Source organism: Pedobacter sp. AC402, assembly GCF_979252805.1.
Genome location: NZ_CEEDAI010000006.1, coordinates 96,788 through 123,431 on the forward strand (window position 1 = coordinate 96,788; position 26,644 = coordinate 123,431).

Annotated in this window: 17 protein-coding genes; 5 read left to right on the forward strand and 12 right to left on the reverse strand. The window is 39.5% G+C overall.

All coding sequences use genetic code 11. The features are described 5' to 3' along the window. Positions 1 to 160 precede the first annotated feature (160 nt). The 12 genes from AC0IWE_RS04770 to AC0IWE_RS04825 form a co-directional block, all read right to left on the reverse strand. Entirely contained in the window at positions 161 to 2,581 is a 2,421-nt protein-coding gene (locus AC0IWE_RS04770; protein ID WP_471792147.1) for a SusC/RagA family TonB-linked outer membrane protein, read from the reverse strand. Positions 2,582 to 2,957: 376 nt separating this feature from the next. Further along, positions 2,958 to 4,352: a DHA2 family efflux MFS transporter permease subunit gene (locus AC0IWE_RS04775; RefSeq protein WP_471792148.1), complete on the reverse strand. Its 1,395-nt coding sequence runs from the start codon at positions 4,350 to 4,352 to the stop codon at positions 2,958 to 2,960. Positions 4,353 to 4,549: 197 nt separating this feature from the next. Next, positions 4,550 to 5,995 carry a sensor histidine kinase gene (locus tag AC0IWE_RS04780; protein WP_471792149.1) on the reverse strand — a complete coding sequence of 482 codons (1,446 nt, stop codon included), beginning with the start codon at positions 5,993 to 5,995 and terminating at the stop codon, positions 4,550 to 4,552. 165 nt (positions 5,996 to 6,160) lie between these two features. After that, a complete protein-coding gene (locus AC0IWE_RS04785) occupies positions 6,161 to 6,421 on the reverse strand; it encodes an SDR family oxidoreductase (RefSeq protein WP_471792406.1) in 261 nt (86 codons plus the stop codon). 26 nt (positions 6,422 to 6,447) lie between these two features. After that, complete coding sequence (locus tag AC0IWE_RS04790) at positions 6,448 to 6,783, reverse strand: DNA-directed RNA polymerase subunit alpha C-terminal domain-containing protein (RefSeq protein WP_471792150.1); 336 nt, start codon at positions 6,781 to 6,783, stop codon at positions 6,448 to 6,450. A 159-nt stretch (positions 6,784 to 6,942) separates the two neighbouring features. After that, positions 6,943 to 8,352, reverse strand: a complete 1,410-nt coding sequence (locus tag AC0IWE_RS04795; protein WP_471792151.1) for a sialate O-acetylesterase — start codon at positions 8,350 to 8,352, stop codon at positions 6,943 to 6,945. 573 nt (positions 8,353 to 8,925) lie between these two features. Continuing rightward, positions 8,926 to 10,101: a mannonate dehydratase gene (uxuA, locus tag AC0IWE_RS04800; RefSeq protein ID WP_471792152.1), complete on the reverse strand. Its 1,176-nt coding sequence runs from the start codon at positions 10,099 to 10,101 to the stop codon at positions 8,926 to 8,928. A gap of 20 nt (positions 10,102 to 10,121) precedes the next feature. Beyond that, positions 10,122 to 10,487, reverse strand: a complete 366-nt coding sequence (locus AC0IWE_RS04805) for a hypothetical protein (RefSeq protein ID WP_471792153.1) — start codon at positions 10,485 to 10,487, stop codon at positions 10,122 to 10,124. 23 nt (positions 10,488 to 10,510) lie between these two features. Further along, entirely contained in the window at positions 10,511 to 11,569 is a 1,059-nt protein-coding gene (locus AC0IWE_RS04810; protein WP_471792154.1) for a LacI family DNA-binding transcriptional regulator, read from the reverse strand. Between the two features lie 2,277 nt (positions 11,570 to 13,846). After that, entirely contained in the window at positions 13,847 to 15,265 is a 1,419-nt protein-coding gene (locus tag AC0IWE_RS04815) for a glycoside hydrolase family 28 protein (protein ID WP_471792155.1), read from the reverse strand. Positions 15,266 to 15,304: 39 nt separating this feature from the next. Next, entirely contained in the window at positions 15,305 to 16,933 is a 1,629-nt protein-coding gene (locus tag AC0IWE_RS04820; RefSeq protein WP_463496026.1) for a sodium/sugar symporter, read from the reverse strand. A gap of 126 nt (positions 16,934 to 17,059) precedes the next feature. Then, positions 17,060 to 18,067 carry a LacI family DNA-binding transcriptional regulator gene (locus AC0IWE_RS04825; protein ID WP_463496028.1) on the reverse strand — a complete coding sequence of 336 codons (1,008 nt, stop codon included), beginning with the start codon at positions 18,065 to 18,067 and terminating at the stop codon, positions 17,060 to 17,062. Positions 18,068 to 18,556: 489 nt separating this feature from the next. Here AC0IWE_RS04825 and AC0IWE_RS04830 point away from each other — a divergent pair, with 489 nt between their 5' ends. The 5 genes from AC0IWE_RS04830 (at position 18,557) to AC0IWE_RS04850 (ending at position 26,621) form a co-directional block, all read left to right on the forward strand. After that, positions 18,557 to 19,444: an inositol oxygenase family protein gene (locus tag AC0IWE_RS04830; protein WP_055905533.1), complete on the forward strand. Its 888-nt coding sequence runs from the start codon at positions 18,557 to 18,559 to the stop codon at positions 19,442 to 19,444. A 66-nt stretch (positions 19,445 to 19,510) separates the two neighbouring features. After that, positions 19,511 to 22,549, forward strand: a complete 3,039-nt coding sequence (locus tag AC0IWE_RS04835; RefSeq protein WP_471792156.1) for a SusC/RagA family TonB-linked outer membrane protein — start codon at positions 19,511 to 19,513, stop codon at positions 22,547 to 22,549. A gap of 17 nt (positions 22,550 to 22,566) precedes the next feature. Beyond that, complete coding sequence (locus tag AC0IWE_RS04840) at positions 22,567 to 24,240, forward strand: RagB/SusD family nutrient uptake outer membrane protein (protein WP_055905535.1); 1,674 nt, start codon at positions 22,567 to 22,569, stop codon at positions 24,238 to 24,240. Positions 24,241 to 24,343: 103 nt separating this feature from the next. Further along, the gene (locus tag AC0IWE_RS04845) at positions 24,344 to 25,324 is read left to right on the forward strand and encodes a metallophosphoesterase (protein WP_471792157.1); all 981 of its coding nucleotides are present in this window, start codon (positions 24,344 to 24,346) and stop codon (positions 25,322 to 25,324) included. Positions 25,325 to 25,397: 73 nt separating this feature from the next. Continuing rightward, a complete protein-coding gene (locus AC0IWE_RS04850) occupies positions 25,398 to 26,621 on the forward strand; it encodes an acyltransferase family protein (RefSeq protein ID WP_471792158.1) in 1,224 nt (407 codons plus the stop codon). The last annotated feature ends 23 nt before the right edge of the window (positions 26,622 to 26,644 follow it).

A 26,644-nucleotide genomic window follows, 5' to 3' on the forward strand; every position in this document is an offset into this window, starting at 1 on the left:
CAAGCCATAAGTAAACGTTGGAATCGCGCCCTGAAAAATTACACGGTCTTTGTTATCAATTATACCATCGCTGTTTACATCCTTAAAAATATTTGCCCCTTTACTGTCAAAGCCCATATGTTCCAACAGGTAAAACGAACCCGCTGCATAACCACTTCTGTTAAATATTTGCAGTTACTCCAGAAAGGCCCGGACCGGAAATGGTACCTGAAAGAATTTCTGAAACCGGAAGATCTTTTATTTTATTGTTTAGGGTTGCACCGTTAACATCTACATTCCAGTTAAATTTTCCTGTGTTGATTACTTTCGAACCCAACATAAATTCAAATCCTTTATTAATAATCTTTCCATCAATATTTACCCAAACAGTTGATGTTGGACTTAATACCTGTGAAGGAATATTTAGAATTGCATCGGTTGTGGTTTTGTTAAAATAATCTAACGTACCGTAAAATTTGCCTTTAAAAAGTTCAAAATCAAGCCCCACGTTGTATTGGGTAACCACCTCCCATTTCAAATCTGGATTAGGTGTTCTGGTTACAGAAATGCCGTTAACCAATGCCAGGTCGTTATATAAATAATACCCATCGCCTGCAGACAGTGCGTAGCTGGCCTGCGTAAGCTTATTCTGTACTTCCTGATTACCCGTTTGGCCCCAGCTTGCCCTTAACTTAAGCTCGTTAAGAAAAGGAATCTTTTTAAAGAAATCTTCCTGTGCCATGTTCCAACCCAATGCGAACGATGGGAAATAACCGTATTTATTATTTGCACCGAAACGCGTAGAACCATCTGCACGCACAGATGCTGTTACCAGGTATTTATTGTCGTAAGCATAATTTACCCTCGAAAAAAACGATTGCAGCTCATTAATCTGCGCAAAACCGAAAACACCAGTCTGCTTTCCGGCGTAGCCAGGGTTATTTTCAGGTAAAATACCATTGCCCTTTGCTGCTATTCCATCAAGGTTAAAGCTACTTCCTCCCCTTTCGAATTTCTGATAAGAGAAACCGCCGATAGCTTCAAGTTTGTGCTTTCCTGTTAACAAACTGTAATTCAGGTAATGCTCCATCAACGTACTTTTCGAATCTAAGTTGGCCTGGATGTACTTACCTATAGGGTTTAAATCAGTTGTATTAGGAAAAATAGTGGTATTTCTTTCGCCCACAGAACGATCAAGCCCTAAGTTAAACTTATACTCAAGTCCTTTTAAAATTCTGAACGATAAATCCAGGTTTCCCAATACCCTCAATGTGCGGGTACGGTCGCGGTAAATATCCAAAAGATAAGCCGGATTGTAGTTTGCGTTTGCTTTAAAGTTGGTAAAATTTCCATTTTCATCGAACACCGAACGGGTTGGGTTAGACATTAATGCCTGGATAATCAACTGACCATTAGAACCACCATCATCACTGGTTGGTACGCCATCGTCGCGGGTTTCGCTTCCGGTTAAGTTGATGCCAATTTTAAGGCGTTTATCATCTAAAAACGACTCAGAAGCATTAATCCTTGCCGAAGTACGTCTGAATTCGCTATTCTTTACAATACCTTCCTGGTCCATTTGTGCAGCAGAAACATAATAGTTACCAGTTGCTGTGGCTTTTGAAAATGATACTGCATTGTTTAGCGTTTTAGCCTGACGGTAAATTACATCCTGCCAGTCGGTATTGCCGCCATGATCAAAAGCTTTGTCTTTAACCGCATTGCGGTATTCGTCTGCACTCAAAATGTCGAGTTTATGGGCAACCGTAGAAAGACCAAGGTAAGAATCGTAAGTAAAAGTTCCCTCGCCTTTTATTCCTTTTTTAGTGGTTACAATAACCACACCGTTTGATCCACGTGCACCGTAAATGGCTGCTGCAGAAGCATCTTTTAATACCGAAATGGATTCGATATCACTGGTATTTAAAAAGTTTAACGGGTTTTTTGCTTTAGAAGAACCGAAACCAACGTTCGAGCCACCAGGGCTTACATCATCATTGGTTAAAGGAACTCCATCTACAACAAATAGTGGCGTACTACCGCTACGGATAGAACCTACCCCGCGGATGGTTACATCAACACCTCCGCCAGGTTCGCCACTGCCTGCAACCACCCTTACACCGGCAATTTTACCCTGCAATAAATTATCTGCAGAAGTAACAACACCCTGTCTGAAGTTTTTTTCATCAAGCTGTGTAACCGCACCTGTAACGTCTTTTTTGGTCTGTTTACCATAACCAACAACCAAAACCTCATCCATGGTAGAGGCATCGGGTTCTAGTTTAATATTCAGCACATCGGCATTTGCTGCTATCAGTTTTGTTTTGTAACCGATAAACGAAACCTCCAATGTTTTGCCTTTTACAGCATTGATTTTAAATTCACCTTTGGCACCGGTTGAAACAGCATTGGAAGTACCCTGTTCTTTTACCGTAGCACCAATTAATGGCTGGTCGGTTTCATCGGTAATCCGGCCAGAGATTGATCTCCCCGGTTGTTGTGCGAATACAGCTATCGACACCATCAAGAGTACAACTGAAAACATAACTTTCAGAAATAAAGGTGGCGACAAGCGAAAATTAAGCGTATAAATTCCTGTCATGAGCATAATTAATAAATAGTAAGTGTTTGGTTTTTGGGATATTTGTGAACTAACGAAATCGCACAAAGATGTCTTTTTGATGTAAGCAGTATTATCCAGTAAGATTATTAAATTGTTAAATTATACCGACTTCAAAGTGTGCAATGAGTGGCAATTTGGAAGGATGCGCCGAACCAACGCTAATAAGTAATGGAGAGATTTGTGAATTGTATTATAGTTTTGATTGCTGTAGATGCTTGCGTTCGTTTCAAACGAGCTTAAATAGCTTTACAATTAAATGGAATAAAATGATAAGCGATTAAACGTCACATATATATTCCATAGAAGATTACAAAATTCAATCGACGCTTAAATCAATAAAGATTAACTTAAATATTTAGTGATGGCCAGAAAGGTTTTCGCCGGCAGTTTTATCTAACCTTAAAAAAATTAAGCTCGTAACTGCGGTGATACAGGCCAATGTTAAAAATGTATATTTAAAAGCGATAAAAACATTTTCGGTTTGCAACCATGATTTATCGCTGTATTTTGCCAGTAAAAAAGCACCTACCGAAATACCCAAACTCATTGATAATTGTTGCATTACAAGCAATAAACTGTTGCCGCTGCTTGCAGTTTCATTATCAAGTGCCGATAAAGATATTGTATTCATACTGGTAAGCTGGATGCTGTTTACCGCGCCATAAATTACCAAAAGGGGGATTAGGTTTGCAAGTTTTGTATGTGCATCTACCAATGAAAACAAGCCAATTACGATAGCTATTATCATGGTATTGATGATCAGCGTGTTTTTATAACCCAGTTTTTTAACAATGGGTACAACCCACGATTTTATAATTACCGATGTTAATGCCACCGGAATTAACATAATGCCCGAGGTCATTGCAGATTGCTTTAAGCCAAGCTGAAACAAAAGTGGCAGCAGCAGCGGCATACCACCGATTCCTAAACGTGTTAAAAGATTGCCAAATACACCAATTCTTAGCGTTTTTATCCGGATAAGACTCAGGTTAATCAATGCCCTTTCTTTAAGCCGCTTAAAATGAAAATAATACAGGTTCATTAGCACAAAGCTTGTTGCAAAAACCGATAATAAAATCGATTCATGAATAATATCGTGCGTACCTAATTCTATACCCAGCGTAAGCAGCAGCAACGAACCGCCAAATAACAGCATGCCCAAAAAGTCAAATCCATCTTCAGGGCGTTTATATTGCGGCATATTTTTGGCAGCATAGTAAATTCCGAATATGCCTATCGGGATATTAATAATAAAGATCCAATGCCAGGAAGCAATTTCTACCAGCCACCCGCCAAGCGTAGGACCAATAATTGGCCCAACCAAGCCAGGTATCGTAATAAAATTAATTACCCCTAACAGTTTCTCTTTTTCATAAGTATACAAAATAGCCAGTCGAGAAACAGGAACCATCATGGAGCCGCCAATTGCCTGGATTACCCTGGATACGATTAAAGCTGTTAATGATTGCGACAGGGCACAGCACAACGAACCCACCGTAAAAATTGCAATCGCGATTACAAATACATTTTTCGACCCAAAACGATCTGATAACCAGCCGCTAAGCGGAATAAGCAATGCCAATACCAGCACATAACTAATAATGATACTTTGAAGAGTGAGTGGTGGTTTATGTAAATCGGCCGCGATAGAAGGCAGTGCGGTGTTAAGAATGGTACCATCAAGAGATTGCATAAACATTGCCAAAGCGGCTATCCATGGGAGTTTCTTCTGTATCGACGTTTGTTCCATATTGTGTTAACATAAAGCGGCCACCTGTAGTTTGCAAAAAAATGCTAACCAATTGTTTCGCTGTTTCTACATTAAATCATTCCCAATTGATCAATTCGTTTTAAATAATCTGCCATTTAAAGATAATCATCCCGATCATTTTATTGCTGCGCATTGGATAATCTGCTCTTATTATGCTTAATTGCCTTGCAACAAATTTAGATCATCTTCGGCAGGCTAAACCAAAACCGTGTATACTCCTCAGGTACACTATCAACACCAATTTCTCCCCCATGTTTACGGATAATATTGGCTGAAATAAACAAACCCAGCCCTAAACCCGAATATTGATTTTGCTGCTCATCTGCCTGATAATAACGATCGAACAACAAAGGAATTTTCTCAGCAACAATTCCCGGTCCCTGGTCAACAACCGAAACTTCAACAGCAGTATCCGTGTCAATAAGCTCAACTCTAATCTCTGTAGTTGCAGGAGCATATTTAATTGCATTACTGATTAAATTGGTAATTACGCGGCCAATCCGTTCTGAATCTGCATGAATTTTAATGTTTTCCTTGCCTATAACACTTACCGCAGGAAAATCCTCTGAGGTAAAAAGTTCAGCTATTTCTCGGGCCAGCTCAAACAGGTTAAAGCTCGTTTTACGGAGTTTTACCTGGTCTCTGTAGTTTTTACCTGCATTAAGCAAGTCGTCAATAATCAACGATATCCGGTTTATACCCCTACTGGCCTGAGCAACCAATTGCTTGGTACGGCTCGATTGATGATCGGTATCACGCTGCAACATTTGCAATGAACCCTTTAAACTGGTAACAGGGGTTTTAAGCTCATGGCTGGCAATACTAATAAAGTCATCCTTATGCCGTTCCGCAATTTTGTCTTTCGTAATGTCATTAATAACTCCGATCACCTTCACAGCCCTACCTTGCTCATCATTTTCGGTTTTACCCTTAATATTTAACCATTGGAGCACGCCATCAACCCTTTTTACCCTGAGTTGCACATCTATACCACCATTAACCTGAATATTCGCCAGGGCTTCTTCAAATACAGGTAAATCTTCGGGCATAATGTGCGGGTAATAGTTTTCAAGCTTCCATTTCGGCTTCCTGTTTTGGTAACCGAAAATTTTATCATGGTCAGGAGAACGGAAAACCTCTTTTGTATCCACATTCAGTTCCCAAATGGCGGTATCAGTATATTTAAGTGCAACATTTAGGCGTTTTTGACTCTCTTCCAGGTGCTTTAACCCCGAAATATCATCAAGTACAGTAAAACCAAAAGTTTCTCCCTGATCAGTATAAAGTATAGTGGTTACATCAACCCAAACACGGCTCCTGTCTTTTCGGTAAAGGCAGGCCTGGAGTTTAAAAAACGGCACCTGGTTAGACCAGATTTCTTCCTGGAGGCGATGCCAGTGAGGGATATATTCTTCACAAGCGTGATCAAGAATTTTTGTTCCTTCGATTTCTTCTGGTGGATAATCTAAAAGTTCGCAAAGGGCTTTATTTACCTTTAAAATGGTAAGATCAGACCTGATGATTTTTGAAGCAACACTGGTAAGCTTAAATATCGTGTTGAATTTATCATCACATTCTTTGAACCTTTTCTCAAAATTATTTTGCTCTTTTTTTTCCTGCATAACAACTTTCAGCTAATAATCTGATAACAATTTATTACCAATTATGTTTAGCACACAGGTACAAGAAGCTACGAATAAGATAATTACAATAAAAAAAATAAACCTTCAAACTATCCGCATGAAGGTTTACTTTCGAAATTCTGCTATTGATTTCATATTGAAAATCTATTTCATCAAACTGATATTGGTAACACCGCCATCCGAAAGAATTTCGGTACCAACTATAAAAGATGAATCATCAGAAGCCAAAAATACAGCGGCATTGCCGATATCTGCAGGCAAGCCCACTTTACCAACAGGTGTGATTTCGATCCACATTTGTTTTACCTGTTGGTTTATTTGGTACCGGAAAGTAGAAGCAATTACTAACCGGTACCGCCTGAAACCAGGGACTATTTTTTGGCATTTCTCATTGCACAATATCACCAACGGGCCTGTGCATGAGCTACTGATTATAATTTAAGATTGTGGTGAAGCAATACTTCTTTAATTTCTTTTATTGATTTGGTTCCTAAATTACGGTTGATTTTAAGTTTAGGAAGCCCGTAATTCATAATATCTTTAACCAGTTTAATGTCTAATTTCGAGAAAACTTTTTTTACCCTTGAAGAGAAATGCAAATCATCAACAGGTGTTTCGAGCACTTGAATTGATAATTTTTCGTTAGCAATTTTTTCTGCTTGTGTTTCCACTTGGTAATGGAATTTTTTAACAGTTTGCAGGGCAGAAATATATTCCTCATAAGTAATTTCTTCGCCAACGTTGCCAATATTATCTAATTTAGTCATACGATTAAAGTGAATTTAAAGTAGCTATGTACTTCTATTTATTTTGTCTACGTTTCCATTAAGGGATTTTAGGTAAGGTAATTTGGTTTATTAAATGGTTGCTTTAATTCGTTATTTGCAGCTTACAGGGGGAATATGCTGCGCATTAACATGAAGTTGCTATTTCTTAATTTTCGAGGTATCAATTTCCCAGTTATCTGTACGGAACGGAGCAACAGGTAAGCCCGATTTAGCAAACAAATTCCCTATCCCTGCATTGCTAAATTGATAACGCACCGCAATAGGCTTTTTAACAAAGTCGCTGTATACCTGAATGGTATTGCCTTTAATCTTAATTTTCGCAGGATAAAATTTTTGATCGATACCAGCTATAAAAAGCTCTTTTGGCGTTTCTCCTTTTAACACCAAGCCACTTTCGGCATAATTAAAATCGATTAATACGTTACTTTTATTCACACCAAAAGATTTAAAAAGTGGGCTTTTATATCCAGCCTTATTTAACTGATAGGTTTCTGCCAAGGCAAGATTGGCAAGGCGGGTACCAACATCTTTTTTATTTGTAGGGTGAATGCTTAGCGTATCGCTAACAAGATCGGAAATTACAACCATTCCGGTTTTTGGTAAAGCCAGGTTTTTAGTCTGAGCTTCTCTTACCAGTGCACCAACATTATATTTATCGTATTTAAAAGGTGCTATTTGAACATAATAAAAAGGGAAATCATTTTTCCACGCTTTGCGCCACGCCCCTACCATTGTATTGATAAGCTCGCTGTACGTGCCTGATGTTTCCCGGTTACTTTCTCCCTGGTACCATATAGTGCCTGCGATATTGAAATTTACAATTGGCGCAATCATTGCATTATAAGTAAAACCCGGGTTTACGGGCCACCATTGCGATTGTACATTTTTTGCGGCTGCCTCCTTTAACGCAGTGTTATTTTCTACCAGGGTATCCGGTGTCCAAACTTCAGCAGGTGTACCACCCCAATTGCTGCTGATTAAACCAATGGGTACATTTAAATCCTGATTAAGCTGCTTGCCAAAATAAAAACCTACTGCACTAAATTTCTTAATGGTGTTGCTGTCGCAAACCGTCCAGGTACCCTCACAATTATCCTGCATAGTATTGGAAGTGGTTTTAGGAATATTAAATAACTTGATATTTAATTTAGCAAGTTGATCAAACTCGTCTTTAATACTCTTAATACCCGAGTTGTAGTTCCACTCCATGTTGGATTGTCCGCTGCAAACCCATACTTCGCCAATAAAAATATTTTCGAGTGTTATTTTGTTCTGCCCCTGGAAAGTGATGCTATATGGGCCGCCCGCCTGTGGCGTTTGCAGTTCTGTTTGCCAGTTTGCATTACCACCGGCTATAACTTCTACCGTGGCATTGTTCCACGAAGTGGTAATTTTAACTTTTTCATTTGGCGAAGCCCAACCCCACAGTTTGGTGGTAGTTTTTTGTTGCAATACCATATTGCTGCTCAAAATGTTTGGCAGGCGAACATCTGCAAACAGAGAGAAACTGACTAAAAATAGAATAAAAAATAACGTTTGCTTTTTCATTTACGAATGCTTTGTGTGTTGTTTGGTTAGGTTATTTATTCCAAAAATGGAATTTGTTTAGCTAAACTAAACAAAGTTTATAAATATTACAAGTACTTACCTTAGAAATTAATGCTTAAAAAACTTTTTTATAATGGAGAATGGTTAATGCCTTTGCAATATAATGTTCAGTTATGCTGGGTTTTACATACAAAACAGTAAGATGATGCCATAACTAAACTTCCAAAAACGCATCAACATTCTCACCATTTATCAGAAGGAAAAGATCAGTGAAAATAGGAGTTAAAAATGCCCTTACACCTGTTTGAGATTAAAATAATGAGTTATAAAAGTATAAAATATTGCAAAAGAAAGCTAATTTATGTTTAGTATTTATAAATATAAATTTACATAGATATAAATTGTGTTGGTACCGCAAATTTTAATGAGTACCGAGATTTGCGAAAGTTATGCTTAATCCAATTCGAAGTCAAAATCTATTTAAATTTTTTAAAAAAAATCTTCCGGTACGAGATAAAATTCGCATAACTATTGAAAATGTGATTTCCAACCCTAAAAATTACACATTTACGGCTAATAATTTCCTGTAATGCCAAGTTCGAGGCCACGCAGCTCTGCCAAACCGCGCAATCGGCCTATGGCTGAATAGCCAGGGTTACTTTGTTTGGCCAGGTCATCCAACATCTGGTGCCCATGGTCGGGCCTGAAAGGAATGCTGGTATCACGCAATGCATTTTCTTCAGTAAGGGCTTTCATAATTGCATACATATTTACATCGCCACCTAAATGATCGGCTTCATAAAAACTGCCGTCCTCGTCTTTGGTTACATTACGCAGGTGCGCAAAGTAAACACGTTCTTTTACTGCCTTAAAAATTTCCAAAGCATTATTATCCACGCCTGCACCTAACGAACCTGTACAAAAACACACCCCATTAAATGGCTTATTTACCTGTTGCATGATATAATTGAAATCATCAATCGTACTGGCAATTCTTGGTAAACCTAAAATCGGGTAAGGCGGATCATCAGGATGAATGGTCATTTTAATACCTTCATTGGTACATACTTCTGCTATTGAGGATAAAAAATAAACCAGGTTTTCCCTCAAACCTTTAAATCCGATTGCTTTATATTCGCTGATGCTGTTGCGGAGCGTTTCGAGTTCAATTTCCTTTTCATTGGGAATCCCCATCAGCACATTTATCCTTAAATCGGTTAATTGCTGTTGGTTTAAAGTGGCGTATTTGGTTTCTGCACGTGCTAAAACTGAGCGCGGGTAATCTGCATCGGCACCTGCTCTTTTAAGGATATAGAGATCAAAAACCGCCAGGTCTATCCAATTAAAATACAATGCCTTAGAACCATCTTTCATTTCAAAATCAAGCTGGGTGCGGGTCCAATCCAACACAGGCATAAAATTATAACATACTGTTTTAATACCGCAGGCAGCAAGGTTTTTAAGCGATGTTTTATAGTTTTCAATAAATTTATCCCTATCGGCCCTCCCGGTTTTAACAGCCTCATGCACGGGTACACTTTCTACTACCGACCAGCTTAGGCCTGAAGCTTCAATAATCGATTTCCGTTCCTCAATATCCGCCAGGGGCCAAATTTCTCCATGTTGAATGTGGTGCAATGCCGTAACAATACCCGTGGCACCCGCCTGTTTAACATCCTGTAAGGTAACCGGATCGTTTGGCCCGTACCAACGCCAAGTTTGCACTAATTTTTTATACTTTGTGTTCATCAGTTGTTTAAGAAAATAAATTAAGCCTGTTCCACATGTGCCATTTGCCGATTTAAAGCCATCTTATCTTCATTTAATTTAATGTAAGAAGATACGATACTCAGCATTGTTTCATGGGAACGGTTTGTACTTTGCCGATCGGTACTTACTGATACCATGTAGGCAATACCATCAGCCAGTAAGGTATAGGCAATGCTAAATGTTGTTGTAAAAAGCCATTCGGGGAGGTTTTCATCATCTAGTAAGATTTTACAATTTGCGATACTTACTCCCGGCCATTTGTGATCGGTATTTAAGGTATAAGCTATGGGTAAATCTATAATGCCAAAATCGGGCAGGTGTACCAGTACATTTATCGTTTCTGACATCTGTTTATCTCCTCTCATAACCGCTATCCTATTTTAATTGATCATTGAATTATTGCAGACTTGAGCGCAATACCTGCTGATGAAATTTTAGGCAACGATGAATCGCGTATTTCTAACTGCGTGGTTAAAACTGCCTTAATTCTATTCTTATTGAAATTATCAGTTAAGCGGTACATCAAAATTTCCATAATCTTATCTGCAATTTGCTCAAGGGGCTGGGCGATTGCCGTTATTGCCGGAACAAAATATTTTAACAATTCCAGGTCATCGAACGATACCATGGCAATATCTTCACCAATTTTAAGCTTAAGTTGCCCTATGGCATCCAAACCATCCATTGTGAGGTAATTGCATGAAAAAACAATGGCATCTATCTCGTTGTGTTGTTTAAGAAAATCGATGATTTCGGCAACACTTTCTGTTTTACCCTGGTAATTAATCTTTTTAATAATGGGTGTTAATCCAGCTTCATGTATGGCTTTTTCGTAACCTTTGGTACGGTCTAACATCTGCGACTGATCAGTTTCTATCGTTACAAAAGCAATTTTACCAAAGCCGTTATCAATCAGATGTCTGGTTGCGTTGGCTGCACTGTTTTCATTATCAATCAATACATAATCACTTTCGAAACCAGGGATGTAGCGATCGAAAAGTATCACCGGTATATCACTGGCAATTACTGCACGCACCTCTTTTTCGAGTCCGTGGGGTAAAGCAATGATAAAAGCATCAACATGGCGTTCATTAAACACCTGCAAAACTTCTCCGCCTCTTTTTTTACTGTTTTTGGTACTGCTGAAGAGGATATTATAGCCAAATGCAGATGCTTTTTCGTCGATATATTTTGCAATTCCGGAGAAAAAAGGTTGAGAAATCTCGTCTACAATAAAGCCGATCGTCATTGTTTTACCCGTACGGAAACTTTTGGCCAAAGCATTAGGATGATAATTAAGTTCAGTTACCAATTGCTCAACCCTATCAATCAGTAGCTGACTGATATTTTTTTCCCTGGCCTTACCATTGATAACAAATGAAACTGTTGTAGTCGAAGTTCCCAATTGCCTGGCAATGTCGGTTATAGACAACCTTTTTTCTCTCACTTTACTATATTTTAGTTAATACATTTCTGGCCAGATGCAACCATATTCTAAGCAGATTACGACAAAATTTGGCTAGTTCACATTACCGATCAAAAGCTATAAGCTGTTATCAATCAGTAAATGATAAAGCGAAGTTGTTAAAAAAAGTAAGCCTTTAACTTAATTTTAGGGTATTTATTTGCGTAAACGTTTAAGTAAAAACAGTGATTTTTTACATAGCTGGCCCGACTGATAAGCTTTAATCAACGACACAGTTTATTGAACAGACCCGAAGGGTCAACTGCGACTTCAGAACTATCAACTGCGACTTCAGAACTATCAACTGCGACTTCAGAACTATCTACTGCGACTATAGAACTATCTACTGCGACTATAGAACTATCTACTGCGACTATAGAACTATCAACTGCGACTATAGAACTGTCAACTGCGACTTCAGAACTATCTACTGCGACTTCAGAACTATCTACTGCGACTTCAGAACTATCTACTGCGACTTCAGAACTATCTACTGCGACTTCAGAACTATCTACTGCGACTTCAGAACTACCTACTGCGACTTCAGAACTATCAACTGCGACTTCAGAACTATCTACTGCGACTTCAGAACTATCTACTGCGACTTCAGAACTACCTACTGCGACTTCAGAACTATCTACTGCGACTTCAGAACTATCTACTGCGACTTCAGAACTACCTACTGCGACTTCAGAACTGTCTACTGCGACCGTTGTAGAAACTTGGTGATAGCTAATCCAAAGATCTCTCCACTACGGTCGAGATGACGAATTTATGCGTTTCCTCATAGTTTTAGAATAATCAATTTACACATGCCTGAATCTGCGCTTCGCCATTTGAAACTCGCTATCTCCTCCCTGCTATCCGGCATAGGAAATGATGGAAGGATAAAACGTTAAAGCTTTATCAATACCTTTTTCTTTATAATAGCATTAAGGCAGCACACACTTTCCGCCCCCTTCGGCGGAACTTGTGCTGACGACCAAAAAGCTTTAACGAATTTATCCGACATCAGTTCCAAGCCTTTCAGTTATGCCTTATTGTTTGTTATTTTTATAGGTAGTCATGCTTTCGCTGTGCTCAGGTTGGTTACCTTTTTATCAAGAAAAAGGTAAGAGCCCCCTCGGCGGCGGTGAGCCGAGGCAAGCCCGAGCCAAGGGCAAAAATTGCAACCGCATTAAGATTCCCGCATGCGAGAGAATGACGACCGTGTTAAAAACTTGCTAGAAAGATTGCTTCGGCTCGCTCATTCCCTGCCTCGCAATGACGAATTTAACGCAGTCCCTGCATCATGCTATTTGCACCTTGCTATTTAAACCTCGCTATCTCCTCCTTGCTATCTCCTCCCTGCTATATGGCATAGGAAATGATGGAAGGAGAAAGCGTTAAAGCTTTATCATTACCTTTCCTTCCATAGTTGCATTAAGGCAGCACACACTTTCCGCCCCCTTCGGCGGAACTTGTGCTGACGACCAAAAAGCTTTAACGAATTTATCCGACATCAGTTCCAAGCCTTGATTTTTGGTTACCTTTTTATCAAGAAAAGGGTAAGAGCCCCCTCGGCGGCGGTGAGCCGAGGCAAGCCCGAGCCAAGGGCAAAAATTGCAACCGCATTAAGATTCCCGCATGCGAGAGAATGACGACCGTGTTAAAAACTTGCTAGAAAGATTGCTTCGGCTCGCTCATTCCCTGCCTCGCAATGACGAATTTAACGCAGTCCCTGCATCATGCTATTTGCACCTTGCTATTTAAACCTCGCTATCTCCTCCTTGCTATCTCCTCCCTGCTATCCGGCATAGGAAATGATGGAAGGAGAAAGCGTTAAAGCTTTATCATTACCTTTCCTTCCATAGTTGCATTAAGGCAGCACACACTTTCCGCCCCCTTCGGCGGAACTTGTGCTGACGACCAAAAAGCTTTAACGAATTTATCCGACATCAGTTCCAAGCCTTGATTTTTGGTTACCTTTTTATCAAGAAAAAGGTAAGAGCCCCCTCGGTGGCGGCGAACCGAGGCAAGACTGCGAGAATGGCAAGCCCGAGCAAAGCGAAAAACAGCAACCGCATTACGATTCCCGCATGCGCGGGAATGACGACCGTGTTAAAAACTTACTAGAAAGATTGCTTCGGCTCGCTCATTCCCTGCCTCGCAATGACGAATTTAACGCATTCCCTACACCTCGCTATTTGAATATTATGCTATCTGCTCCCTGCTTTCCGGCATAGGAAATGATGGAAGGAGAAAACGTTATAACCATATTTACTTCTCAACAGTCGATTCATTAAAATTTACGATTCTAATTTTACTTACATTTTTCTGTTCCAAAGCTTTCCCTGCATAATCCGGTTTATTGGTTCCCCAGGCAACATTGCTGTTCAGCACACTAATGTATCCGGTATTTTCGAAATAAAACCCGGCAATAGCACTTTTAACCAACCCCTCAACATTACTAGGTCTGCGGTCGTAAATTCCACCAGCCTCATTTGTGGTTTTATCGAGATGCACACTCACCTGATCGAAATAAATTTCAGCAATTTTATCTTTACTTTCTCCACTAATATATACCCCACTTTCTCCGGTACAGCGGATATTACTGAAATAAATATTTTTAACAGCCCCTACCTTACCTTGGGTTTGTCCTTTGGGTAATCGCCAGCCTGCATCTTTGTTATTGCTGGTGGCACGGGGGTAAGCTGTTATGTAAATGGGTTCGGCCTTGCCCCACCATACATCCGAGAAAAGTTTCGATTCGATAAGCAAATTAGAAAAAACCACATTACTTACCGTTCCTTCATCACGGTTTTGAATGCCTATACCCCGGTTACTTTTTCTGATGTTGCAGTTATTAATCAGCACATTACTGATGCGGTCCATATTTTCTGAACCAATTTTAATGGCGCACGAACTGGAAGTCATGGTACAGTTGCTAATCACAATATTTTCGCAGGCACCATACTCTTCATATTCACGTCGGTTTTTAAGGCAGATACAATCATCACCAGATTCGATGTAACAATTGTTAATCCTTACATTTTTACTGTGATCGAGGTCAATGCCGTCGCTATTGCGGATTTTGATGCTGTTCAATAAGGTAATATTGGAGATGGATACATCATTACAACCAACCAGATGAACCGTCCAATAAGCAGAGTTTTGAAAAGTTACCCCATCGATATTCAGTTTATTACAGCCGATTAAAGTAAGCAAATGCGGTCTGGGATCTACAACATTAAAAGGTTTCAGCACATACGAATCGCTCAGTTCCTCACCCATAAAAGATATCCCGTTACCATCAATTACTCCTGTGCCGCTAATGCTTACCTGTTCGAGTTTTTCGCCGCCAATCCAGATCGTTCCCTCACCTTTATTTTCTTTAAAAGCACTTTTGGTATAAAGTTTTTCATCCGGACTGGCCAAAAGTTTAGCACCACCCTCAACCCTTAAATCAATAAATGATTTTAAATTAAAAGGACCCGTTAAAAATACATGCCCAGCAGGTACAATTACCTGTCCGCCGCCAGCTGCTGTACAGGCATCAATCGCTTTTTGAATGGCAGCAGCATCATTCGTTTTGCCATCGCCAACTGCACCATAGTTTTTTATATTGTAGGTTTTATTTTGTGCCATTGCTGTAAAAGAGAGCAGCAGAGCAGCAAAAATTAGTATGTTAATTTTCATCTGAGTTTGTTAGGGATATTGTTGTAAAACATAATTTGATTACCAGAAAACGGTATAAAGTGCAGCCAGTATACCACAAATAATTACAGAGGCAATGGTAAATGCAGGCGTAACCTTAAACATGCTACTATCAATTTCAAGGCCCTGAGGATTATCTTTACTCTTAGGGTCAGTAAGGGTAACAATAACCATTAATACCAGGATAATCATAAACACCCACGACATCCGGTTTAGAAAAGGAATTTCGGCAATGGCCCCACCAGTTAACGTTGGTAAAAACTTAAATAAGGTAGATAAAGGAATGGTTAACAAAGCCGCGGTGAGTGCTGCACGCGAAGTGGTTTTTTTCCAGAAAAAGCCCAGTAAAAAAATAGCAAATACGCCAGGCGAAATAAAGCCTACATATTCCTGTATAAACTGGTAAACCTGGTCGAAACTGCGCAAGGCAGGCGCAATAACTATGGCAATTAATGAGGCCACCACTACCGACCATCTGCCTACCGAAACCATTTGCGTTTCTGAAGCTTCGGGTTTAATAAATTTCTTATAAATATCTAAAGTAAAAATAGTGGCTATGCTGTTGCATTTTCCCGCCAGCGAAGCAACAATAGCTGCTGTAAGGGCTGCAAAAGCAAGTCCTTTAATCCCTGCAGGCAGCAAATTCATCAACACCGGGTAAGCATGATCGGGTTTTACCGTTCCGGCAGCATCCAACATCTCCGAATGGAAATAACCACGTTGATACAGCACATAAGCTGCAATGCCCGGAATAACCACAATTACCGGAATCAATAATTTTAAAAAGGCAGCAAAGATTAATCCACTACGGCCCGTTTTTAAATCGGCACCCAAAGCGCGCTGAACAATATACTGGTTGCAACCCCAGTAATTTAAATTATTAATCCAAAGGCCACCAACCAAAACGGCAATGCCCGGCAGTTCATGATAAAACTTATCCCCTTTAGCAAATATCATGTGGAAGTGATCCGATGCTTCACTGCGAAGTAGAGGAAGGGCAGCAAAAACACTGGGGGCATCCAACTTTTCTGATACCAGCTTAAGCGCCATGTAACAGGTAATCAAGCCTCCTGCAACCAGCACAAAAACCTGTATTACATCCGTATAACCAATTACTTTCATGCCGCCAAGCGTAATAATGGCCGAAAAAATAGCCAGAAATATAATACAGATGTTAAAAGGAACCCCGGTAATGGTTTCTATTGCAATAGCGCCAAGAAAAAATATTGAGGTTAAATTTACAAACACATAAACAAGCAACCAAAAAACAGCCATTAGTGTACTTACCGTATTGTTATACCGGTTAGATAGAAACTGCGGCATGGTGTAAATTTTATTCTTAATATAAATGGGAAGAAAAAATACCGCCACAATAATTAAGGTAGCGGCGGCCATCCATTCGTAACTGGCAATGGCAAGCCCCATGGCAAAGCCCGAGCCCGACATGCCTATAAAGTGCTCCGCAGAAATATTAGATGCAATAATTGATGCCCCTATTGCCCACCAGGTTAGTGAACCTTCAGCCAAAAAATAATCTTTGGTATCCGTACGTTTTTTCTTCTTACTCCGATAAACCCAAAAGCCATATGCCGAAACAATAATAAAATACATCAAAAAAACGGCATAATCGAATGCTGACAAATGGTTCATAAAGATCTTTTTATATTTGGTTTTTTTAAAAGTCAGAAAAAAACCCAAAGTTGCAGGCTTAATTCTATTATTTAATTACGTAAACGTTTTCGCGTGGCCAGCTTAAATAGCTGTTCCTAAATAACGCTAACAAGCAGTAGAGTCGCGTTTGATCAGCATTGACTTTAGCACAATATTCTGTTCATCATCCAGTTGTTTGTTATGAAGAATTTTAAACAGGCACTTTGCAGCTTCACGGCCAATTTCGAAGGCCGGTTGGGTAATTGTAGTAAGTGAGGGATTTAATAATGGAGCCGTACTAAGGTTAGAAAAGCTCAGTATTTTAACAGCAGAAGGAATTTGTAAGCCTAATTCTTTACAGGCACAATAAGCAGGAATAATAAATTCTTCAATGGATGAGAACAATGCATCAGGCTGGTGTACCTGGAGTAACGTTTTAATTTGCTGCAGGTTGGTTTCTTCATCATCGCTGTATTTAACAACAAGCTGTTCGCTAACCTCCAACTGGTGTGCTTTTAAAGCATCAGCATAACCTGCAAACCTCGCCTTCCCTGCCGGAAGGTTTTCTAGCCCATATAAATAAGCAATTTTGGTACAACCGCATTCAATTAAATGTACTGTAGCCTCAAAAGCAATTTCGTAATCATCAGTAGTGACTTTTACAGCATCGAGGTTTTCGTAAACCCGGTCGAAAAACACCAACGGAATTTTCTTTACCAGGTTGGTATAATATTCACTGTTATATTCGCTGCTTGATACTGATGTAAGTATTCCATCAACCCGGCCGCTTAATAAACTATTGGTAAAAGCCACTTCTGCTTCAATATTTTCGTGCGTTTGGTAAATAAGGACATGGTACCCATACTGACGGGCAATTTCTTCAATCCCTTTTATAGATAAGGAAAAAAAGTTATTGGCTACACAGGGAATAACCACGGCAACAGTTTTGGTTTTATGGCTCCTCAGGTTACTTGCCGCGGGGTTTGGCGTGTAGTTCAGTTCCTTTGCCAGCGTCCACACCCTGTTTTTGGTTTTTAAACTGATTTCGTAACTGTCGTTAAGCGCTTTTGATACGGTGGCTATAGAAATATTCAACTCCTGAGCCAACCGCTTAATATTTACTGTTTCCGCCATGTTTTAAGTTTGTTAGTTAATTTTTTTAAACGGAATTAATGCTATCGGCAATGATTTATTATTGAATCGACAGCACTATCCATTTTCTTCACCAGCATATCTATCAAAAACAAAAGTTACCAGGTAAGCCAGGCAATTCGATGTTCATAACAAGCTATTTGGTTACAGCATTACAATACCATTTTGACTAAGAAAAAGTATCCTGCTACAAACGAAAATATAAAATAATCGTAACAAGAACGTTTATTTTTTTTCTTTTGCGCATTTCAGGCTCAGGTGTTTTAGGCAGAAAGTAGCACCCTTGCAATCAATACTTACTATAACCTATTAAATTTAAACAAATTAACCCAAATTATACAAGCCTAAATAAGATTTTACTTAATCGTTTACGTAAATAAAATTGGCAAAAAATAAAAGTTTAAGCTTTCAAAAACTCAACTTTAACCTACGAACCAACAAAAATTTTTAACCAAATCAATTTCTTGCCTTATGAGAAACCAAAATCCAGCTTCGATGGATGATCAAAATCCATTACAAAACCTTGATCAATGGGAAGAGGATATTTTGATCCGTTACCCCGACCCTAAAAACATCAATGCAGAAAAAAAAGAAGAACAGTTTAGAAACTACGAAGAAACTGAAAAGGACAGTGTAAAAGAATTTTACAGACTTAACCATACTTACCAAACCTACGATTTTGTAAAACAGAAAAAAGCAGATTACTTAAAGTTCGATAAACAGGAAATGCCAATCTGGAGTGCTTTTGATTTTCTGAATAAACTGGTAGATGATTCTGACCCCGATACAGATCTTGATCAGATGCAGCATTTATTACAAACATCAGAAGCCATTAGAAATGATGGACACCCCGATTGGATGGTGCTTGTGGGCTTAATTCACGATATGGGTAAAGTACTTTGTTTATTTGGAGAACCGCAATGGGCAGTTGTGGGCGATACCTTCCCGGTGGGTTGTGCCTATTCGGATAAAATTGTTTACCCGGAGTTTTTTAGCCAGAACCCTGATATTAACAACGAAACTTATCAAACCAAATTAGGCGTATACACGCAAAATTGTGGTTTGGATAATGTAGACATGTCGTGGGGCCACGATGAATACGTATACCACATGATGAAACCTTACCTGCCTGAGCCAGGATTATACATGCTCCGTTACCATTCCTTTTATTCGCAACACAGGGAAAACGCATACAACCACCTGATGAGCGAGAAAGACCATGAAATGTTTAAATGGGTTAACCTGTTTAACCCTTACGATCTGTACTCTAAAAACCCGAACCAAAAAAGCTGGGCCGAACTGGAGCCTTACTATAAAGCTCTTGTAGCTAAATACCTACCCGCTACAATTAAATTTTAACATTCTATCTCAAAAACAATATATAACCAAATTAAAACCATTTATGAACTTAAATTTACTAAAATCATGAGATTTAAATGTGCAAGCTTAAAGTATGGCAGCATCTTTTTGCTGTTTTTACTCATCAGCCAGGCGTTCAATGCGGCCTATGCCCAGAACGAACGAAAAATTACCGGAAATTTATTGGATACCAGAAACCTGCCTGTTATAGGGGCCTCTGTTTCGGTAAAGGGCACCAACAAAATTACAGCTACCGGAGATAACGGTGCTTTTAGCATTACAGCAAAAAACGGAGATAAACTGGTGTTTACCTTTATGGGTTACGAGGCTAAGGAAATTACCATAGGAGCAGCCGCTAACTATAAAGTAACCATAAGCGAAGCCAATACATCACTTACAGATGTGGTGGTGGTTGGATACGGTAAAGGCTCCCGCAAAGGACTTTCGAGTGCCATTACTTCAGTTAAGCCTGAAGATTTAAATAAAGGAGCCATAGCAGATGTTGGTCAGTTATTGCAGGGTAAAGTTCCGGGGCTGAATATTAGCTCCAGTGGCGATCCAAACAAGCCGGCGGCAGTTATTTTACGTGGTGCCTCTACCATTAACAGTCCGGGAGCACCTTTTTATGTAATTGATGGTGTACCTGGAGCAGATATTGCAGCAATTGCACCTGCAGATATTGCCACAATTGATGTATTAAAAGATGCCGCAGCAACAGCCATTTATGGTAACCGGGCAGCAAGTGGTGTAATTATAGTAACTACTAAACGTGGTAAATCGGGCATACCGCAGTTAAGTTACAGCGGTTATGTGGCTGCCGAAAAAGTAAGTAACCAGCTTGATTTAATGAATGCCGATCAGTTAAGGGCATTCCTTACTGCTAACAAAGTTGCTTTTTCGCCAAATGATGATAAAGGTGAAAATGTAGATTGGATGAAAGCCATTGAGCGCTCTACAGCATACTCACAAAACCATAACCTTTCATTTAGTGGTGGTACCGATCACAGCAACTACAGTGCAAGTTTAAACTACTTTAATAAAGAAGGTATTTTAAGCCAGAGCTCATTAAACCGCATCATTGGCCGGTTAAATATAGATCAGTACGCATTTAATGATAAAGTAAAATTTAGCTTAAACCTGTCAAATTCTACTAGCAAATCAATCAACGAGCCGCTACAGAATATTGTATTGTTACAAGCGGCTAAACGCTTGCCGGTTTCGCCTATTCTTAATGCAGACGGAAGTTATTTCGAAAACCTGAATAATACCGGATATTTTAATCCTTTAGCCATTGCCAACAATGCGCAAGACGAAACAAAGTACAACGTGTTAATCGGTGGTTTTAACACCGAAGTAAAACTCCCTTTCGGTTTTACCTATAACCTAAATCTGTCTTACCAGAAAACTACTGCCGCACATGGCGAATTTTATGGCAGTTATTTCGGAAAATACCCAACATCGAACTTTTACAATAACCCCGATCCAGGTATCGGCATAGCGCATACCTTAATTGGTAGTGTATTCGGCACCAATGGTTCGGCTTTAAGAAGTAATTTTGAAAACACCAATAAAATATTGGAAACCTTTTTAACCTGGGATAAAAAATTGGGCGACCATACCCTAAATGCAGTATTGGGTTATAGTTATCAGGATAATATTGTAGGTGATGGTTTTCAAACCTCAAGTACAAACTTCCCTACAGATTTTGTTGGCTATCAAAACCTTACACTCGGTAATCCATATGCCATTCCATCTTACCGCATTAATTTAGGGAATGACCTTACTTACCAAAGAATTTTGTTGATCTCAGACTTCTTCAGGTTAAATTACAACTACAAGAGTAAATACTTTTTACAGGGTTCAATCAGACGTGACGGAAGCTCTGCATTTGGAAAAAATAACCAATGGGGTTATTTCCCATCTGTTGGTTTAGCCTGGAGGGTTATCGAAGAGGATTTTATGAAAGGACAATCATTTGTGAGTGATTTAAAAATCCGTGCCAGTTATGGTGTTACCGGAAACTCATCAGGTATTGGTGCTTATTATGGCCAGTTAATTTATGGCATTAGCGGTACGTATTATAACAATGGCGTTCAGGCCGCTGCATATGCGCCAATACAAGGTGCAAACCCTGATTTGAAATGGGAAAGAACATCAACCAAAAACCTTGGTGTTGATTTCGGGATCTTAAATAACAAAATTACCGGTAGTGTAGATGTGTATGATAAAAATACCAATGGCATGCTCTTCAAATACAGTGTACCACAAGCACTTGTACCAGGCGGTCAGTTATTTGCAAATGGTGGCAGCATCAACAATAAAGGTATCGAAGTAAGTATTAATGTATCGCCAGTTGCTACCAAAAGTTTTTCATGGATAAGCAGCATTAACATGGCCTACAATAAAAACAAAATTACCAGTTTGCAAGGTCCAATCTCCAATGCAGATTCTGTGCGTTACTCAGATCCTGAAGGACCGGGACAAACCAATGCTACTTTACAAATTCTGAAAGTTGGTTACCCACTTGGCCAGTTTTTCACATTAAAATATGCAGGTAAAGATGCGAGTGGCAACTCATTGTTTTACAAACGCGATGGCTCTACCACAACTACACCAAGCATTGGAACCGATTATTTTTACCAGGGCAATGCACAGCCAAAAATATTAATGGGCTGGAGCAATACCTTTAAGTACAAAGCATTTGAGCTGAACATCTTTTTAAGAGGAACATTTGGCAATAAGATATTTAACGCTACCAAAGCAGATTTATCTTACACAGCAGGCGCAGCAGTAAATAACATATTAAACAGTGCTGCTGATGATAAAGTATCAGATACAAGAAACTCATTCTACTCAGACCGTTATATAGAAAGTGGTTCTTACGTGCGTTTGGATAATGCAACCTTAGGCTACAATTTTAAAAACGCAATTAAGTATGTAAGTAATGTTAGGTTATATGTATCAACCAACAATTTATTTACCATTACTGGTTATAAAGGGATCGACCCTGAGATTAACCAGGGAGGTGCTGCCCCGGGTATAGATTACAATAACTTCTACCCTAAAACACGTACTTTTTTATTCGGTGTTAACGCATCATTTTAAACACAAAATTTAAAGACATGAAAAAGATATTATTTGGAATATTATTTGCACTAACCGGAGCATTAATATTTACCTCCTGTCAAAAAATAGAGGTACCAGTTACATCCGAGCTTACACCAGAAACTTATCCTCAAACAGCCGCACAGTTAACATCGGCATCCGGGGCGGTATACATCAATTTAAGAAGCGATTATGCCACAACCTACTTCTTTTTACAAAGTTCATCAACAGATGAATCGGTACTGCCAATTTTTGCTTCCGATTGGATTGATGGAAACAAATACCTTGAACTGCACCGCCACACCTGGACAAAAGATAACGCCTGGGTTGCAGCAGGCTGGAGTTACCTCACTAATATTATAGGTACAGCCAATCAAACCATTTCCATTATCGGCCAATCTGCACCGGCTGGAGCAGCAAAAAACACCAACCTTGCAGAATTAAAAACCATGCGCGCCCTCTCGTACTTTATGATGATGGATTTATATGGAAACGTTCCGTTAGATACCCTATATGGTGCAACAGCGTTAAAAACAAATGCTACACGCGTACAGGTATTTAACTATGTAGAAAGCGAACTAAAAGCAGCTATCCCCTATTTAAAATCGACTACCGGCGTGGCAACCTATGGTTTACCTACCAAATACCTGGCCTATTCTATATTGGCGAAAATGTACTTAAATGCTGCCGTTTATACAGGTACAGCACGTTATGACGATTGTATAGCGGCCTGCGATCAGATGATCAGCTCAGGTTTATACAGCATAGAGCCCATGTCTAGCTATCTGCAAATGTTTTATCCAACCAATGGCCCATCACAAAAGGAATTCATTTTTGCAATCCCTTTTGATGCCTCAACCTCATCAGGCAATATGTTTATGGCCCGTTACGATTTAAACCGTAACCTTGGTATTCGTTATCAGTACTCTGGCTCTACACCCGGCACATTTACCAACCCGGTGATGAACCAAAGCAGTGGCGGAGGCTTATCAAACAATAAACCAAGCGGACCAAGAATGACCACTACTGAATTTTATGCAAATTTTACCGATGCAAATGATATCAGAAACAAACAATGGCTTACCGGCGCACAGTACTGGCCAGATGGAAGCCCGATATTGGTGAGCACCACTAATTTAGGCTATGATCAGTTTTATACCGGTGGCACTCCTGCAGGTACGTTAACTTATCAGTTAAACTTAAGTCCGTTAAGCAGTTCGCGTTTAGGTGCAAATGCATACGATTTAGGCAAAGATGAAATTGCCTGGAACACCGGCTACCGAAACATTAAATTTATAGCCGATTATACCAATCCAACAAACAGAAATCAAAATAACGACATGCCATTGTTCCGCTATTCAGATATCATTTTAATGAAAGCAGAAGCCATATTTAGAGGTGGTACGCCAACATTGGGTGCAACCGCATTAGGCTTGGTAAACAGTGTAAGAAGCAACCGCACAACTTCTGCAGCATTGGGTACCTTAACTTTGGATGCGCTTTACAATGAGCGTTCTAAAGAATTTGCCTGGGAGTGCTGGCACCGCAATGATATGATCAGATTTGGAAAATTTGAGAACACTTACGGTTTATCTAAAACAAACACCGATACTTACCGCCGCATTTTCCCAATTCCAAGTACTGCAATAGCAACAAACAATACCCTGGTACAAAACCCTGGTTACAACTAATCTGCGGTGAGTGCAACAAAAATTTCTCTGGGGTAACAGCCAGAGAAATTTTTAATTTTTCATCTTTTTACCGATGATTTACCAAAACATTAAACAATTTTCCATGAGGAAACATTTACTTTTATTCATTCTCCTATTTAACTATTGCTTTTCACAAGCTCAGGTATTGCTAAAAACACCATCTGAAGCCACTCCCCCAACAAAAATATTAACCAAAGAAGCTTCATCGCTTAACTTTATTGCCATGGGCGATTGGGGCCGTAACGGTGCCGACCACCAAAAACAGGTAGCCCAGCAAATGGGAGTAACCGCAGCCGATGTAAAAGCGCAGTTTATCATTTCTACCGGAGATAACTTTTACCCAAGCGGCGTAATCAGTGAGCACGACCCGCTTTTTAAATATTCATTTGAAGATATTTATACTGCATTTTCTTTGCAGTGGGATTGGTATCCGGTATTGGGCAACCACGATTATAAATCCAATCCAGATGCACAGGTTGCCTATTCTAAAATCAGCAGAAGGTGGAAAATGCCTTCACGCTATTATGCAAAAAAATTTCCCATCAATGGCGATCCCAACAATCAGGTTCTCATTGCTTTTATTGATACCAACCCATTGATCCCCGAATTTTACAAAAACGCAGAGTATGGCCCCAATGTAAAAGGCCAGGATACCACCCAACAAAAGCGCTGGCTCATTAAAACATTAAGTGATCCCGATCCAAGTATCCGATGGAAAATTGTTGTGGGCCATCATCCCATGTATACCGGGGGCAGCCGTACAGATGGATATGATACAAAAGCAATCCGCAATTCACTTAAATCACTGTTCGATCGTTGTGGCGTAGATGTATACCTTACCGGGCACGAACACAGCTTGCAATACATTAAGCCCGCCGGAAAAACGCATCATTTTATTTCAGGAGCAGCTTCAGAAAAAACGCCTGTAAAACTCATTGATGATGCACAAATGGTAGCCTCTGTATATGGCTTTATGCTCTTTTCGGTAAGTAAAGATTTAATCAGAGTACAAACCATTAACGATGAAGGAGAAATCATCTATAATACGGTACTTAAAAAATAATTACTGTTTCCCTCCTTTAACAATGTTGAGGAAAGAAGTTAACATTGCCGATCATTAGATTTTAATAAATATTATGACCAATACCGAACCAGTACAACAAAATCTGCTTCCAAAAAAGAAAAGGCTTCTTTCATTAGATGCTTTACGCGGTTTTGACATGTTTTGGATCATCAGTGGAGAAGGCATTTTCCATGGATTGGCCAATGGTGTAATGGTCGATCACGCTTTAACCAGAAACCCCAGCAACTGGATAATCGCCACCAATAACAGCCTGTCATTTTTTGAACGGATTTTGGTAGGCATCAGCAATCAGCTGCACCACACAGTTTGGAATGGTTTTACCTTTTATGATCTTATTTTTCCACTTTTCATCTTTATTTCAGGTGTCTCTATGCCTTTTTCATATGAAAAATATTTAAACTCCGGTAACAATAAAAAAACCGCTGCAAAAGGAATTTATTATGCACTGATTAAACGAACATTGATTTTAATCATGCTTGGCATGGTGGTGAATGGCTTATTGCAGGGCCATGGATACACAAACACCCGTTTTGCCAGCGTGCTTGCCCGAATCGCCTTATCTACATTTTTCGCCGCATTAATTTACCTCAACACTTCGCAAAAGAAACAGATATTGTGGTTTGCCGGAATTTTAATCGGATATTATATTTTAATGATTACCATACCAGTACCTGGCTTTGGCAAAGGTATTTTAACGCCCGAAGGTAATCTGGCTGCTTATGTAGACCGATTATGGTTACCAGGAAAACTTCACCGCGTGGTTTACGATCCTGAAGGCTTATTGAGCACCATTCCGGCCATTGCATCAGCACTACTCGGTGTGTTTACAGGATCATTCTTAAACGCAAAAAACAACCACCTTTTACCCATAAAAAAGACATTTTACCTGCTATTGGCAGGCCTAACACTTGTTCTGCTAGGCATCATGTGGCATCCGGCTTTCCCAATCAATAAAAACATGTGGACCAGTTCTTTCGTGTTAGTGGCTGGCGGTTTAAGTATGGTTTTATTTGCCCTATTTTACTTTATTATCGATGTTAAGGGCTTTCAAAAATGGAGCATGCCATTTATTTGGATAGGTACAAACTCGATTTTAATTTACGTTTGTGCCCATGGCCTGTTCAATTTCGAATCTAGCTCACAGTTTATTTTTGGCGGGCTGATCACATACATTCCTTTGGCTTGGCAACAGGCGGGTTTATGGTTTGGCGTTCTCCTTATTCAACTAGCCCAATTAAAATTCCTTTATGATAGAAAATGGTTTTTAAAGGTTTAAGCAATGCAAGAAAAATCTGAAAC